At 64.7% G+C, this 15707-nt stretch carries 12 protein-coding genes; 4 read left to right on the top strand and 8 right to left on the bottom strand.

The annotated features are described in order from the left end of the window. The first annotated feature begins 5 nt into the window (after nucleotides 1-5). Nucleotides 6-662 (top strand): response regulator, encoded by a 657-nt coding sequence (locus tag AC25Y4_RS08755; RefSeq protein WP_488120004.1) that lies wholly within the window; start codon nucleotides 6-8, stop codon nucleotides 660-662. A 111-nt stretch (nucleotides 663-773) separates the two neighbouring features. On the opposite strand, the gene AC25Y4_RS08750 is transcribed toward AC25Y4_RS08755, so the two are convergent. Beyond that, nucleotides 774-2051, bottom strand: a complete 1278-nt coding sequence (locus AC25Y4_RS08750; RefSeq protein WP_488120003.1) for an MFS transporter — start codon at nucleotides 2049-2051, stop codon at nucleotides 774-776. Between the two features lie 121 nt (nucleotides 2052-2172). Between AC25Y4_RS08750 and AC25Y4_RS08745 the strand changes: the two genes are divergently transcribed. Continuing rightward, complete coding sequence (locus AC25Y4_RS08745) at nucleotides 2173-3378, top strand: hypothetical protein (protein WP_488120002.1); 1206 nt, start codon at nucleotides 2173-2175, stop codon at nucleotides 3376-3378. Between the two features lie 10 nt (nucleotides 3379-3388). On the opposite strand, the gene AC25Y4_RS08740 is transcribed toward AC25Y4_RS08745, so the two are convergent. From AC25Y4_RS08740 to AC25Y4_RS08730, 3 genes are read right to left on the bottom strand one after another with little or no spacing between them, the layout of a single operon-like run. Continuing rightward, entirely contained in the window at nucleotides 3389-3694 is a 306-nt protein-coding gene (locus tag AC25Y4_RS08740) for a thiamine-binding protein (RefSeq protein ID WP_488120001.1), read from the bottom strand. 2 nt (nucleotides 3695-3696) lie between these two features. Continuing rightward, nucleotides 3697-4968, bottom strand: a complete 1272-nt coding sequence (locus AC25Y4_RS08735; RefSeq protein ID WP_488120000.1) for a glycosyltransferase 87 family protein — start codon at nucleotides 4966-4968, stop codon at nucleotides 3697-3699. A gap of 48 nt (nucleotides 4969-5016) precedes the next feature. Beyond that, the gene (locus AC25Y4_RS08730; RefSeq protein WP_488119999.1) at nucleotides 5017-5895 is read right to left on the bottom strand and encodes an ADP-dependent NAD(P)H-hydrate dehydratase; all 879 of its coding nucleotides are present in this window, start codon (nucleotides 5893-5895) and stop codon (nucleotides 5017-5019) included. 51 nt (nucleotides 5896-5946) lie between these two features. Between AC25Y4_RS08730 and AC25Y4_RS08725 the strand changes: the two genes are divergently transcribed. Continuing rightward, on the top strand, nucleotides 5947-7038 hold the full coding sequence (locus AC25Y4_RS08725; protein WP_488119998.1) for an NADH:flavin oxidoreductase/NADH oxidase: 1092 nt from the start codon (nucleotides 5947-5949) through the stop codon (nucleotides 7036-7038). A 32-nt stretch (nucleotides 7039-7070) separates the two neighbouring features. On the opposite strand, the gene AC25Y4_RS08720 is transcribed toward AC25Y4_RS08725, so the two are convergent. From AC25Y4_RS08720 to guaB1, 4 genes are all read right to left on the bottom strand, one after another. Next, a complete protein-coding gene (locus AC25Y4_RS08720) occupies nucleotides 7071-7448 on the bottom strand; it encodes a VOC family protein (RefSeq protein WP_488119997.1) in 378 nt (125 codons plus the stop codon). Between the two features lie 161 nt (nucleotides 7449-7609). After that, on the bottom strand, nucleotides 7610-8668 hold the full coding sequence (locus tag AC25Y4_RS08715; protein WP_488119996.1) for a hemolysin family protein: 1059 nt from the start codon (nucleotides 8666-8668) through the stop codon (nucleotides 7610-7612). Beyond that, entirely contained in the window at nucleotides 8665-10065 is a 1401-nt protein-coding gene (locus AC25Y4_RS08710) for a hemolysin family protein (RefSeq protein ID WP_488120458.1), read from the bottom strand. Before AC25Y4_RS08710 ends, AC25Y4_RS08715 begins: the two co-directional genes overlap by 4 nt. Before the next feature lie 186 nt (nucleotides 10066-10251). After that, nucleotides 10252-11691: a GMP reductase gene (guaB1, locus tag AC25Y4_RS08705; protein WP_488119995.1), complete on the bottom strand. Its 1440-nt coding sequence runs from the start codon at nucleotides 11689-11691 to the stop codon at nucleotides 10252-10254. A gap of 136 nt (nucleotides 11692-11827) precedes the next feature. On the opposite strand from guaB1, the gene AC25Y4_RS08700 reads away from it, so the two are divergent. Next, complete coding sequence (locus tag AC25Y4_RS08700; protein WP_488119994.1) at nucleotides 11828-15607, top strand: multifunctional oxoglutarate decarboxylase/oxoglutarate dehydrogenase thiamine pyrophosphate-binding subunit/dihydrolipoyllysine-residue succinyltransferase subunit; 3780 nt, start codon at nucleotides 11828-11830, stop codon at nucleotides 15605-15607. The last annotated feature ends 100 nt before the right edge of the window (nucleotides 15608-15707 follow it).

Raw genomic sequence — 15707 nt, 5'->3', positions numbered from 1 at the left:
CAGTAGTGACAAATCCGAATAGCAGCATCCGATTGGCTCTGGTCGACGACCACCGGATGCTACTAGGCGCGCTCACAGAGTGGATCCGCAGCGCCGCGGAGGACATCAACATGGTTGCCGCGGTAACCACGTGGCCAGAGCTGTTGACGCACCCCGAGTTTCCCGTTGATGTCGTATTGCTCGACCTCGACCTCAAAGACAACATCCCGATCTCGCTGAAGATTTCGACGTTGAAGACCACCGGCGTGAAGACCGTGCTCATGAGCACGTACTCAGAGCCGGCGGTTGTCAGGGAGGCGCTCGCGGCCGGGGCCCTCGGTTATCTCGTCAAGAGCGAGGAAGCCAGCATGATCGTCGAGGCGATCCGTGCCGCTGCACAGGGCCAGTCCTATATTTCTGCGGAGCTCGACGTAGCCCTCAACGCGGGTGCCGATGGTGGCTCTCCTCGCCTGAGTGCCCAGGAACGTCGCGTCATGGCGCTTTATGGCGCCGGCGAACCGGTCAAGGCCGTTGCGTACCAGTTGGGCATCTCAGAGGAGACGGCCAAGTCGTACCTGAAGCGCATTCGCGAGAAGTACCGTCTGGCCGGCTATGACGTCGGAACCAAGGTGGCGCTGCGGAAGCGTGCCATCCACGACGGCATCCTGCTGCAGACCGACTAGCGCAGGTCTCGAGACGGCCTTGCGGCCTCCTCGACCACCGGAAAACCCCGTTGGTTGAGGAGCGAGCGCGAGCGAGCGTCTCGAAATCCGAGCGTCTCGAAATACCTGCCGCTAGCGCCCGCTCACCGTCCGGATCCCCTGCGTGCCGTACGGCACGTGAACGCCGTTCTGGCGACGCGACCGGTCGAGCATGAACGATGCGGTCGCCAGGATGATGCCGAGGATGCTGAGGCCCAGTCCCACCCAGATTGGTGCGACATAGCCGAAGCCCGCCGAGATGACGACGCCGCCGAGGAACGCACCGACGGCATTGCCAATATTGAGTGCTGAGTGGTTGAGCGCTGCAGCGATCGACTGGCTGTCGTGGGCGACATCCATCAGCCTGGTCTGGATCGTGGGCGACAGGGCGGATGCCGCCCCGCCGATCAGGAACACGCTCACCACGAGCCCGACCACGGTCTGGGCGGTGAAGCCGAGCAGCACGAGGGCCAGGATCAGTACCGCGAAGAAGCTGTACATGCTGCGGCGAACGCTGCGATCCGCTGTCCATCCCCCGACGAAGTTACCGACGGTCATGCCGAGTCCGATGACGATCAGTACGAGCGGCACTGCGCTGGCCGTCAGCCCGGTGACCTCGGTCACCATGGGCGAGATGTAGGCGTAGACGGCGAAGAGGCCACCGAAGCCGATCGCTCCGATCGACAGCGCGAACCAGACCTGGGCGCGGCCGAACGCGCGCAGTTCATTGCGCATGGATGCCGCAGGGTTGCCGGCCTGGAACGGAACGGCCAGTGCGACGGCGAGGAATGTGAGCGCGAAGATCAGCGCAACCGCCAGGTAGGCGATGCGCCATCCGGCGACCTGGCCGAGCCAGGTGATCGCCGGCACGCCGATGACGTTGGAGATCGTCAGTCCTGACAACACGAAGGCGACGCCGCGTGCACGCTTGCCTGGCCCCATGAGGTCGGCTGCGACGAGCGAGGCGATCCCGAAGTACGCGCCGTGCGGCAGCGCGCTGACGAATCGCGCAGCCATGATGAGCCCGAAGCTTGGCAGGAGAGCTGAAGCTATTGTTCCGATGGTGAATGCGGTGAGGAGCACCAGCAACAGTTGCTTGCGCGGCCAGCGCGCGGCAGCTGCTGCGATCGTCGGTGCGCCGACAACGACGCCGAGCGCATACGCCGAAATGAGCCAGCCGGCCTGGGCGGTGGCCTCCTCAGGGTTCGACTGGTAGAGGCCTGGCAGCAGGTCGCCGGCGAGGTTCGGCAGCAGTCCCATCGCCACGAACTCGGTCGCACCGATGGCAAAGCCACCGAGAGCGAGTGCGAGCAGGGCAAGACGAATGCGGGCCGGCGACAACCGCGTCGGCCCTGTGGTGGTGGAGGGCATCGTCCCAGCCTAAGCGCTGTGCGGATTTCGCCCACGTTTCGGCCACAGGGGCGTTGGATGGGAATGACGACCAGCAGCGTCGTGCGAACCCGGCATGGCATCCGTGTGAAAAGATCGGGAGATGGTCACGACACGCGCGCTGCTCCCGCGAACCTGGCGTTCGTGGCAGAGCTGGCCAGCCTGGGCCACGGTTCTGGGCTTGTATGCCCTGTCCCGCCTCTTCACGACCACGCTGCTGGCGACCATGTACGGCGTCGCCACCAGCAGGGGATGGATGTTCGCCAGCCACCGCGACGAATCGTCGTTCTTCACGTTCTCCGGTTCCTGGGACACCTGGTTCTATCGGCAGATCGGCCTGCACGGCTACCCCACAGAATTACCGACGGATGCCGACGGAAACGTCGTTCCCAACGCCTGGGCATTCCTGCCCGTCTTCCCCGCCGTCACCCGCGGACTGATGAACGTGACCGGCCTCAACTTCTACGTTGCCGGCGTGATCGTCGCGACGGTCTTCGGCGCGGGCGCCGCCTACGTTCTCTACCGGCTTGTCGAGTCACGCGTTGGGGCGAGGCCTGCGTTGTGGGCGGTTGCGCTGTTCAGCTTCGGGCCGCTCGCCTTCGTTCTCCAGGTGGCATACGCCGAAAGCATGTTCCTGTTCCTGTTGTTCTGCAGCCTCTGGGCGATGGTGAAGCAGCGATACCTCCTGATGATCCCATTCGCCGTCGTTGCGGCGTTCACGCGCCCTGGCGGGCTCGCCGTCGCACTGGCGCTCGGCATTGTGTTCGTGGTGCGCTGGGTCAATTGGCGCCGCACTCAGGAGCCGTTCCCGTGGGCGACGCGCATTCGGATGATCGTGGCCGCGGCCGTGATCTCGGTGGCCGGCCTTGCGTGGCCGGTGATCGCATCCGCTGTGACCGGGTACGACGGTGCCTATGTCGAGACGGAACTGTCGTGGTGGACAGGCTTTGTCGGTCGCCAGGAGTTCATTCCGCTCACCCCGTGGTTCCTGCTCACGAGCAAATATCTCGGCGTGATCGGCGTGCTGCTGGTGTTCGTCGTGATCGGGGGCTTCGTCTGGTGGCTCACCCGGAGCGGGCCGCGTCGACTCGGCGTCGAGTTGCTGGCATACAGCGCCAGCTACGGGCTATACCTACTGGCCGTCTTCCTGCCGCAGCAGAGCCTGTTCAGGCTGCTGATGCCGCTGGCACCGCTACTGGGCGACCCCACGATCTCCAGCTCGCCGCGCATCAGGCGCACGCTGCTGATCGGCGGCATGGCGCTCCAACCCGTGGCGATCGTGCTGCTGTGGTTCCTCGGCTACCCGTGATGCGAGAGCGCTAGTCCTGCTCGAGCACCGCTTCCAGCCGCTGGACCTTGCCCGTCATCTCACCGGTATAGCCGGGGCGGATGTCGGCCTTCAGTACCAGCGAAACCCGCGATCCATAGGCGCCAACGGCATCCGTTGCGGCTTTGATGACGGCGAAGACCTCGTCCCACTCCCCCTCGATTGTCGTGAACATCGAATCAGTGTGGTTCGGCAGGCCGGAGTCGCGCACGATGCGAACGGCAGCAGCGACGGCATCGTGCACGGAGCCATCCACTGAGCCAGTGCCGGACGGTGCGACTGAGAATGCAACCAACATAATTACTCCTTCAGGGGTGGTACGGAACGACGCACAGTCCAGATCTGCCAAATCGCCCAGCCAAGCACGACGAACTCGAGCACATTGCGCGCGGTGAGTACGAAGACGAGCACGGGGTCAGCGGCCAGCAGGAATGAGTAGAGATAGGGATAAACGAACTGGGTGAGCGCGGCCAGTACCGCGACGAGAATCGCCGGCGTTCGCCATGACCTGCTGCGAAGGACCAGACCGAGGATGACGGGAGCGGCGAGCCAACTGATGAATTGCGGGGAGCCCACCTTGTTGAAGGCGATCAGGGTCACCACGAGCGCCAGCACGAGCGGAGGGAAGAGTTCGTCCTGCCGTGCGCCACGCCGCATGGCCAGCCAGCCGAGCACGAGCACTGCGGCGGCTGCGAGCGCCAGCACCGGAGTCATCAGCGCGCTGGCCACCTCGGTTCCGGCGCCCGTCACCTGGTAGGTCAGAATCTCGCGGTCGTAGTAGATCGAGCTGCCAGGAATGCCAAGGACCGCCTGCCACATCCACCAGAAACCGATTGGCGACTCGATCTGGATGCCCCGATTGGTCTGCTGCGACACGAAGCTGAAGACGTTTCCGCCGCTGCCGAGCAGCAGGGCGAGTGCGACGATCACTGCGCTCGTTCCGATTACGGTGAGCAGTACACGCCAGCGGTCACGCGCAACCACGAACAGCGCGGCAAGCACGGCGGCCGGCCATACCTTGACCCAGGTCGCCACGGTCAGGAGCACGGCGCCCCAGAACGGCTCGGTGCGGAGCCACAGCAGCGCCATCACGACGAGCGGCACCGTGATGGAGTCGATGCGGGTGAGCCCGATGGGACCAAGCAGCAGCAGGAATCCGAGCCACCACCATGCCGCACCCACGTGCGAGGGCTTCCGCCAGCTGCCGAGCAGCCAGGCGAACGCGGCGGCGTTGACGAGGGAGACGAGCACCAGCCAGGTCAGCGCATAGTTCTCAGGGCCGAACGCGAGCGAGGCGAAAATCGGCACGAATGCGAGGATCGGGTAGACGAACTCTGTCGTGATACCCACCAGGTAGGCGCCAGATGCTGCGGCGTCTGCCCAGCCGAAATACACCCGTTCCACGTCGCCGAGCGGCCAGCCAGGGGCTATGAACGTGATCCAGCTGATCAGCACGTGCACGAACACGAACGCCGCCCAGAGACTGGTCGAGTACTCGAACCAGCGTCGCCTGCTCCGCGCTGGCTGGGGCGTGTGGCGGGCTTCCTGTCCCGATTGCTCGTCTACGTGCACACCCTCACTTTCCCACACCTCGAGGCAAAGGTTCGTTCCACCAGCGGATCAAGGGACGAGCAGGTCTGCGACCACCGTCTGCACTGCCTCCGCCACGTCGAGTGCGGCGATCGGACCGCCGCTGGATGCCCAGAGCGCCGCCTGGGCATGCACCAGCGCTGCGGTTGCCGCCACGAACGCCAGGGTGTCTGGGTCGGCCGCCACCCGTTCGGCATGTGTTGCGACGAGTGCGCCGAGAATTCCGCCCAACACATCGCCCGTTCCCGCCGTCGACAGCCACGGAGTGCCGGTCGACATCGTCAGCCGCTGGCCGCTCGGAGACGCGATGTATGTCGTCCCGCCTTTCAGCAGCACCGTCACATTCAACACAGCGGATGCCCGCACAGCCCAGTTCCCCGGATCGGCCGCAATCTCCGCCGCCGCCACCTCGATGTGGTGGCGACCGAGCAGGCCGGCCAGCTCCCGGTAGTGCGGCGTGACGACAAGCGCAGTCGCTGCCGGAACCCGCGGCACGAGGTCGAGCGCACCGGCATCGACCACGCATGGCACGCCCTCTGCCAGCGCAGCTCGCAGCGCGTCCGTCGTGGCGTCGTCGCGGTGCGCGGCGTCCATCCCAGACCCCAGCAGCCAGGCCTGGACGCGACCGGCCACCGTCACTGTCTCCGGACGCCTCGCCAGGACGAGGTCTGCGGCCCGGGCGGGCCCCACATACCGCACCATGCCGACGCCGACGCGGGCCGCTGCCTCAACGCCGAGCACGGCAGCGCCCGGATACAGGGTTGAACCGGTGTTGACCCCGAGCACTCCCCTGGTGTACTTGTCGTCGACGCTGGTCGGAACGCGGATCCACGCTGCCGCATCCGCTCTGGTCCACTCTCGCCACTCCACGGTGTGGTCGTCTGCGGCCGGTTCATCGGGGTTCACCATGCACCCACGATAAGTTGTTCGGAGCACACGATCCAGCAGCAAAGGAATTCCATGGCCCCCTCGGTTCTCTTCGCACCGCTCACCATCCGCAACGTGACCTTTCGCAACCGAATCTGGGTCGCACCCATGTGCCAGTACTCGGTTATGGAGAAAGACGGTGTGCCCCGCGCGTGGCATCTTGTGCACCTGGGATCGATGGCCGCCGGCGGAACGGGCCTGGTCATCGCAGAAGCGACAGCGGTGAGCCCAGACGGCCGCATCACCGACCAGGACACCGGGCTGTGGAACACCGAACAGGCAGAAGCCTGGGCGCCGATCGTCGACTTCATCCACTCGCAGGGCACGCTCGCCGGGGTGCAGCTCGCGCACGCTGGCCGAAAGGCATCCGCCTGGCCGGCCTGGGGCACAGACAACCGCGGCAGCCAGCCAAAAGAGGACGGCGGCTGGCAGACGGTGTCAGCCTCAGCCGTGCCGTTCCCCGGCATGGACGACCCCACCGCGCTTGATGTCGCAGGCATCGACCTCGTCGTCGACAACTTCGAGGCCGCCGCTCTCCGCGCTGTCGATGCCGGGTTCGACATCATCGAAATCCATGCCGCGCACGGGTACCTGCTGCACCAGTTCCTCTCCCCGCTCAGCAACATGCGCACCGACGAATACGGCGGCGACCTGGCCGGCCGTGCCCGCCTCGTTCTCCGCATTGTCGAACGTGTACGGAGCGCCATCGGCGATGAGATGCCGCTGTTCGTGCGGTTCTCGGCGACCGACTATGCACCGGACGGCTGGGACGAGCAGCAGACCGCCACCGTGGCCGGCTGGGCACGCGAGGCTGGAGCCGACTTCTTCGACATCTCAAGCGGTGGCAATATCGCCGGCGTGACGATCCCCCTCAGCCCCGGTTACCAGGTGCCCCTCGCCACGTTCGTCAAGGAGACGGCCGGCGTGCCGGTGAGCGCCGTCGGCCTCATCCTCACCTCGGCGCAGGCGGAGCAGATTGTGGCCTCAGGTCAAGCGGATGCCGTCATGCTCGGCCGCGAGATGCTGCGCGACCCGCATTTCCCCCTGCGCGCCGCGCATGAGCTCGGTGTCGACATCAACTACTGGCCTGGCCAGTATGTTCGGGCACGCTGGCCGGAGGACTAAGGGCTGAGTGGGGAGCTGGGAGCTGGCTCAGCTCAGACGCGCTCCCCGATGCAGAGCACATTGCCCTCTGTGTCGCTGAACCACGCGGTTCGCTCCGTGTCGTCAGCGGCGACACCGTTCTCGGTCTTCAGCCCCGGGAAATCAAAATCGGCGAAGACCACGCCGCGCGAGCGCAATTCGGCCATGTCACGGTCGAGGTCGTCGGTCATCAAACACAATTGCGTGTTCTTCGCTGTGCCGGCGTTCGGGGTTTCGTAGAGCATGAAACCCGTTCCTCCCTTCATACGAAACAACATCCCAGCGTCACTCTTCTCCACTGGCTCGAAGCCGAACGTGTCCTTGTAGAAGCCAAGCGCCCGGTTCATGTCAGCCGCCGGAAGCACAGCAATTACCTCCAGGTTCTCAAACATGAGAGTCCTCCTTCTTTGGATTCCACGCTACGCGGCACGGTGAATGCACGACATGGGGTGACACAGAAAACGGGCGGGAACATTGGTTCCGAAGAACGTGTTCCCGCCCGTTATCGACGATTGCCGGCTGGACCAGCGCCAGTCTGACCACAGCCGTCTGGCTACAGCCGTCTGGTGGCGTCCTGAACTTCACCGACGAGTTCCTCGATGATGTCCTCGAGGAAGAGCACACCGGTGGTCTCGCCTTCCTCGTTGAATGCCCGAGCCAGGTGGGCACCCGACTGCCGCATGGTGGCCAGGGCGTCCTCGAGGTCGGTGCCTTCGAACATCGACCCCAACTGACGGATGCGCTTGGCAGGCACTGGCGCGAGATATGCGCGGCCTGCGTCTGTCGGACCGGCGAGATCGAGGTCGATGACGTCCTTCAGGTGCAGGTATCCGCTCGGCTCCCCCGCGGGTGTTTCGATGACGTACCGGGAGAAACCGTACTTGGTGACGGCCCTCTCGACGTCAGCGGGGGTTGCGCCCTCGGGCAGGCTGATGAGGGCGTCGAGACGCACGGCGATGTCCTGCACCTTGCGGTTGGTGAATTCGAATGCCGCGTTCAGTGCGCCAGAGTTGTCCTGGAGCACACCCTCCTTGGTGGATTGCGACACGATGGTCGCCACCTCGTCAAGCGTGTACGTGCTCGTGGCCTCAGATTTCGGCTGCACCCCGAACAGTCGCAAGATGCCGTTGGCCGTCGAGTTCAGTGCAACGATCACGGGCTTGAAGACGCGACCGAAGAACACCAGCGGTGTCGCGAGGATGAGCACGGCCTTGTCTGGGACGGAGAACGACAGGTTCTTCGGCACCATTTCACCGAAGACGACGTGCAGGTACGACACGATGAGCAGCGCCATCAGGAACGAAATCGTCCCGATGACCTCTTCTGACCAGCCGGTGAGCGCCAGCGGCATTTCCAGCAGGTGGTGAATCGCCGGTTCGGAGACGTTCAGGATGAGCAGCGAGCAGATGGTGATACCCAGCTGGCTCGTTGCCAGCATCAGCGTCGCGTGTTCCATCGCCCACAGCGCGGTCTTGGCGCTGCGTTTGCCCGCTTCAGCGAGCGGCTCGATCTGCGAGCGCCGAGCAGAGATCACAGCGAATTCCGCTGCGACGAAGAAGGCGTTGCCGAGCAGCAGCACCACCAGCCAGGCAAGTCCGGCCCAGTCACTCATCGGTCACTCACCTCGCTCCCTGTCTGTTCTGCTTTGGCACGGCGTGATGCACTTTTGGCTTCCCTGGCTTCTCGCGCTGAACCGCGCGGTTCGTCAACGGGCAGCGATTCACCCTCTGGTTCAGGGTCTGGCGTATAACGCAGCCTGTCGATCCGTCGGCCGTCAAGCCGCTCCACCTTCAGTTCACCGGTGGCGACGCGCACGGTGTCGCCGACGACGGGAAGCCGTCCGAGAACGCTCATGACGTAGCCGGCCACGGTTTCATAGGGGCCGTCCTCTGGCACCACGATTCCGGTGCGTTCAAGGAGCTCGTCAGGGCGCAGCATTCCGGGGAAGGCGAGCGATCCCGTCGACACGACGACACCGGCCTTGGCGCGGTCGTGCTCGTCCGCCACCTCGCCGACCAGTTCTTCAACGAGGTCCTCAAGGGTGGCGACGCCGGCCGTTCCGCCGTACTCATCGACCACGACGGCCATTTGGTAGCCGCGGGCGCGGAGTTCGCCGAGCAGGCCGTCGAGCTTCATGGTCTCAGGCACGCGAATGGCGTCAGACTGCAGTGCCGACACGGGGACATCCGCTCGACGCTCGCGGGGAACCGCGACAGCCTGCTTGATGTGCACGATGCCAGACACGTCGTCGATGCCGTCATCGACGACGGGGAAGCGCGAGTAGCCGGTCTGTTGCGCCAGTTCGATGACAGCCTGCGCTGAGTCGTTGCGCGAGATGCTCGCGACACGGGTGCGCGGGGTCATCACGTCGGATGCCGTGTGCTCGGAGAATCGCAGGGTGCGGTGCAGCAGGGTGGCGGTGTCCTTCTCCAGGACGCCGGCACTCGCGGAGCGGCGCACCAGGGAGGAGAGCTCCTCTGCGGTGCGGGCGCCGGAGAGTTCTTCCTTCGGCTCGATGCCGAACGACCGCAGTATTCCATTCGCGCTGCCGTTCAGCACCACGATCGCCGGCTTGAAGACCGTGGTGAACACCGTCTGGAACGGGATCACCAGTTTGGCCGTCTGAATCGGCAGGGCCAGCGCAAAGTTCTTCGGCACCAGTTCACCGATGATCATCGAGACGAGCGTGGCGACCACGATGGCCACTGTTGTGGCGATCGGTGCCACCGTGCCTTCCGGCAGCCCGAGCGAGGTCAGCGGACCGGCGAGCAGCGAACTGATCGCCGGCTCCATGGTGTAACCGGTGAGCAGCGTCGTCAGCGTGATGCCGAGCTGGGCGCTCGAGAGGTGCGTCGACGTGATCCGCAGGGCTGCGATCGTCATGCCGAGTCGGGTTTCCCCGCGGCTTTGACGCGCTTCCAGATCGGAGCGATCGAGGTTGACCAGCGCAAACTCGCTGGCAACGAATAAGCCCGTGCCAATGGTCAGGAGGAGACCAACGCCGAGCATGATCAACTCATACAAGGCACTCACCCCAACGGTTCACGGGCGAGGGTCTATGACCGGGGGCGGATGATGATGAAGATGCAGGAGGGGGGTCGTCCATTGTGGGTACGACTATACCGGCACGGCCGCCCGGTTTACTGGGAAGGCGATGTAGTTCGTCCCGGCTCGGCGCACCCGTCATCTGTGCAGCTACCAGGAGACGGGAAGCGCCTTGCCCTCGTCGTAACCGGCCGCCGATTGGAGCCCGACGCGTGCCGTGCGCTGGAAATCCGCGATGTCGGTGGCGCCCGCATACGTGAACGAACTGCGCACCCCGGTCGTGATCATGTCGAGCAGGTCTTCGACAGACGGGCGCAGCGGATCAAGGTAGATCTTCGAGCTGGAGATGCCCTCGGCGAAGAGCGTCTTGCGCGCCAGCTCGTAGGCGTCGAGTCGGTCGAAGCGCTCCTGCACGGCCTTGGTCGATGCCATGCCCCAGCTCTCCTTGTAGAGCCGACCGTCGTCATCCGCTCTGAGCGTGCCTGGTGCCTCGACGGTGCCGGCGAACCACGAACCGATCATGACGGATGCCGCGCCGGCGGCCAGTGCGAGCGCCACGTCCCTCGGGTAGCGCACTCCCCCGTCTGCCCACACGTGTGCGCCGAGTTCGCGAGCAGCCGCCGCCGTCTCGAGCACGGCGGAGAACTGCGGGCGACCGACGGCCGTCATCATGCGTGTCGTGCACATGGCACCGGGGCCGACGCCGACCTTGACGATGGTGGCGCCCGCGTCGACGAGGTCGCCGACGGCATCCGCTGTGACCACGTTCCCAGCCACGATCGGGATCCCGAGCCCGAGGTCTGCCACGATCTGCAGCGCCCTCAGCATGCCGATCTGGTGCCCGTGGGCTGTGTCGACGACGAGCACGTCGACTCCGGCAGCGACGAGTGCGCGTGCCTTGGCGGCGACGTCGCCATTGATGCCGATGGCTGCGGCCACCAACAGCCGACCAGAGCTGTCGACAGCAGGGGTGTACAGGGTGGAACGCAGTGCACTCGTGCGGCTGAGCGTTCCGGCGATCTCGCCGTGGTGCAGCACGGGAGCGAAGTCAATGTCGGCCTCTGTCATCAGGTCGAATGCACGCCGCGGGGTCTCAATGTCATCGGCGTCAAGCGCCGTCATCGAGCCGTGCAGCAGGTCGCCGAGCACTGCATCCAGTGGGGCGCTGGCCAGCCGCGAGGCCACGATGCAGCCGAGATAGGCGCCAGCAGCGTCCCGAACGACAATGCCCTGGCCATCGATCGGTGGCACGAGGGTGAGCGCGTCGGCGACAGTGGCGTCCGGAGCAAGGAAGAGCGGAGTGTCGAACCTGACCGATTGGTCTTTCACCCAGCGGATCGCGGCATCCAAATCCTGCAGATGCATGTCCTGCGGCAACACGCCGAGCCCGCCTCGCCTGGCCAGCGTTGCGGCCAGCCGGGGGCCGGTGACGGAGTTCATGTTCGCGGAGACGACAGGAATAGTCGCGCCGGTACCGTCGTGTGGGGCCAGGGACACGTCGAGCCTGCTCGTGACCGCTGAATGGTTTGGCACCAGAAACACGTCTGAGTAGGTCAGGTCAAAACTCGGTTGCTCTCCATAGAACTCCATGGGAATAAAGCTAGCCGCCCGGAGAGTTGGCCGCAGCCTTCTCCCAATGGGATTAGGCTTGATCAGCAGACTGACCATAGCGATTTCGTGATCGCGTGAGACTTCCTGAATCAACGGAGAGAGTGGGCGATCGGCTGTGTCAAGCCAGTTGACCGGTGGAACATCTGATGAAACAACGTCAGGTGAATTCGGAGCAAATGAATGGCTCGTTGACGAGATGTACGAACGGTACCTCGTTGACAAGAACTCGGTAGACCAGTCATGGTGGCCGACTCTTGAGAGCTACCATCAGAGCGCAACGGGGGTTCCCACAGCGGATGCTGCCGCAGCGGCGCCCCCTCAGGGCGACACTGCTGCGTCCCCTCCTGAGCCCGCGGCTGCTGCCGCTGCTCCTGCTGCCGCTGCAGTTCCTGCTGCACCCGCGACGGCTCCCATCGCCGTGATCGGTGCGCAGCCGACGGCGCGTACCACCTCGGTTGCTCCGAAGCCGGAGCCCGTCCCCGCCGACGCGCCTGTCACGAGTCCGCAGTCGGTCATCCCGGCTGACGACGCCGAAGTGAAGCAGGACGTCACCACTCCCCTCCGCGGCATGGCGAAGTCGCTTGCCGCAAACATGGCGGTCAGCCTCACCGTTCCGACGGCGACCAGCGTGCGCACGATCCCGGCAAAGCTGCTGATCGACAACCGCATCGTCATCAACAACCACATGCAGCGCGCACGTGGTGGCAAGGTGTCGTTCACCCACCTCATCGGCTGGGCGCTGATTCGCGCTCTCAAGATGTTCCCGAGCCAGAACGTGTACTACGACGAGGTCGACGGCAAGCCGTCCGTCATCGCACCGGCACACGTCGGCCTTGGCATCGCCATCGACATCCCGAAGCCGGACGGCAGCCGTGCGCTGCTCGTTCCCGCCATCAAGCGCGCAGACACGATGAGCTTCGGTGAGTACCTCACCGCATACGAAGACATCGTCGCCCGCGCCCGCAAGAACAAGCTCACCGCAGACGATTTCTCCGGCGCATCCGTCTCGCTCACCAACCCGGGTGGCATCGGAACGGTTCACTCCGTTCCGCGCCTCATGAAGGGCCAGGGCTGCATCATCGGCGCCGGCGCCCTCGACTACCCGGCAGAGTTCCAGGGCGCGAGCATCAAGACGCTCACGAACCTCGCTATCTCGAAGACCATCACGCTCACCAGCACCTACGACCACAGGGTCATCCAGGGAGCAGGGTCCGGCGAGTTCCTGAAGATCGTGCACGAGCTGCTGATCGGCAAGCACAACTTCTACGAAGACATCTTCGCTGCGATCCGCATCCCGTACGACCCGATCCACTGGGCACCGGACATCAGCGTCGACCTGGCCGCCGCCATCGACAAGACGGCCCGCGTGCAGGAGCTCATCAACGCCTACCGCGTTCGCGGACACCTGATGGCAGACATCGACCCGTTGGAGTACGCGCAGCGCACGCACCCCGACCTCGAGATCTCCACGCACGGCCTGACCTTCTGGGACCTCGACCGTGAGTTCATCACTGGTGGGTTCGGTGAAGTTCGCCAGATGCAGCTGCGCGACATTCTCGGTGTGCTGCGCGACACGTACTGCCGCACCATCGGCATTGAGTACATGCACATCCAGGATCCAGCCCAGCGCAAGTGGATGCAGGAACGCATCGAGAAGAAGTACGTCAAGCCAACCCACGATGAGCAGATGCGCATCCTGGGCAAGCTCAACGAGGCAGAGGCGTTCGAAACCTTCCTGCAGACCAAGTACGTCGGCCAGAAGCGCTTCAGCCTCGAAGGTGGCGAGTCGACCATCGCATTGCTCGATGCAATCCTTCAGGGCGCAGCAGAGACCGGTCTCGACGGGGTCGTCATCGGCATGGCCCACCGTGGCCGCCTGAACGTGCTCACCAACATCGCGGGCAAGACTTACGGTCAGATCTTCCGTGAGTTCGAAGGCACCCAGGACCCCCGCAGCGTGCAGGGTTCCGGTGACGTCAAGTACCACCTCGGCACAGAGGGTTCCTTCCGCGGCGCCAACGGCGAAGAGATCCAGGTCTCCATCGCAGCGAACCCGTCACACCTCGAAGCCGCTGACGGCGTCGTCGAGGGCATCGTGCGCGCCAAGCAGGACCGCAAGCCCATCGGTACGTACAGCACCCTGCCGCTCCTCGTCCACGGTGACGCGGCGATGGCAGGCCAGGGCGTTGTTGTTGAGACCATGCAGATGTCCCAGCTGCGCGGCTACCGCGTCGGCGGCACCATCCACATCGTCATCAACAACCAGGTCGGCTTCACCACGCCTGCTGGCGAGGCTCGCACGTCGATTTACTCAACGGATGTCGCCAAGACGATCCAGGCACCGGTGTTCCACGTGAACGGCGATGACCCAGAGGCTGTCGTGCGCGTTGCGGAACTCGCCTTCGCCTACCGTCAGGAATTCAAGCGCGACGTCGTCATCGACCTCGTCTGCTACCGCAGGCGCGGCCACAACGAGGGCGACGACCCCTCGATGACGCAGCCGCTCATGTACAACCTCATCGAAGCCAAGCGCTCCGTACGAAAGCTGTACACCGAAGCGCTTGTCGGCCGTGGCGATATCACCCAGGAAGAATACGAAGCCGCACACCACGACTTCCAGGACCGCCTGGAGCGCGCGTTCATGGAGACGCACGCCGCCCAGACCGGCTCAATGAGCATCGTCGGCGGCGGCATCGGCGCCAACGGCGACCACGTTGCAGACGCCGTCGGCGAGCCGGAGACGACCGGAGTGCAAGAGGCCGTCATCCAGCTCATCGGTGACGCGTTCAACAACAAGCCCGCTGGCTTCACGGTGCACACCAAGCTGCAGCAGCTGTTGCAGAAGCGCCTCGACATGAGCCGCAACGGCAACATCGACTGGAGTTTCGGCGAGTTGCTGGCGCTCGGCTCTGTGCTGCTCGAGGGCACCCCGGTGCGTTTCGCCGGCCAGGATGCCCGCCGCGGCACGTTCGTACAGCGCCACGCGGTGTTGCACGACCGTGTCAACGGTCAGGAATGGCTGCCGCTGTCCAACCTCAGCGACAACCAGGCCCGCTTCTGGATCTACGACACGCTGCTCAGCGAATATGCGGCAATGGGCTTCGAGTACGGCTATTCGGTTGAGCGGGCAGATGCTCTCGTGCTCTGGGAAGCCCAGTTCGGCGACTTCGCCAACGGCGCCCAGACGATCATCGACGAGTTCATCTCATCCGCAGAGCAGAAGTGGGGACAGCGGTCATCCGTTGTCCTGCTGCTGCCGCACGGCTACGAGGGCCAGGGCCCCGACCACTCCTCAGCCCGCATCGAGCGCTTCCTGCAGATGTGTGCAGAGAACAACATGACAGTGGCTCGCCCGTCGACACCCGCGTCGTACTTCCACCTGCTGCGCCGTCAGGCGTACCAGCGTCCGCGGCGTCCGCTCGTCGTCTTCACGCCGAAGGCGATGCTGCGACTGCGCGGTGCGACGAGTGCCGTGTCCGACTTCACCAATGGCAAGTTCGAGCCGATCATCGATGATGCCCGCATCACTGACAAGGCCGCTGTCAAGCGTGTGCTGTTCATGTCCGGCAAGCTCTACTACGACCTGGCCAATGAACTGGACAAGAACCCGAACCCGGCCATCGCGCTGGTGCGCATGGAGCAGTTCTACCCGCTCCCCGCCACCGAGTTGAAGGCCGTGGCCGACACGTACCCGAACGCCGAACTCGCCTGGGTGCAGGACGAGCCGGAGAACCAGGGTGCCTGGCCGTTCTTCTACGTGGAGACCAACAAGCTTGGCCCGCGTAGCGTTCGTGTCTTCTCCCGTCCGGCCTCGGCCTCACCGGCCGCCGGATCGGCGAAGCGCCACGCCATCGAACAGGCAGAGCTCATCAGCAGGGCACTCACGCTCGACTGAGACCGGCTCGACTGAGTCCGGCTCGACTGGGTCACGCTTCACGAAGGGGTCGCACCATTTGGTGCGGCCCCTTCGTCGTTGCCCCATGCTTTCTCTGGTG

It is taken from the genome of Leifsonia sp. Y878, from assembly GCF_057669685.1.
Note: the sequence above shows the minus strand (reverse complement) of the source record. Positions and strands in the feature narration are given on the sequence as shown.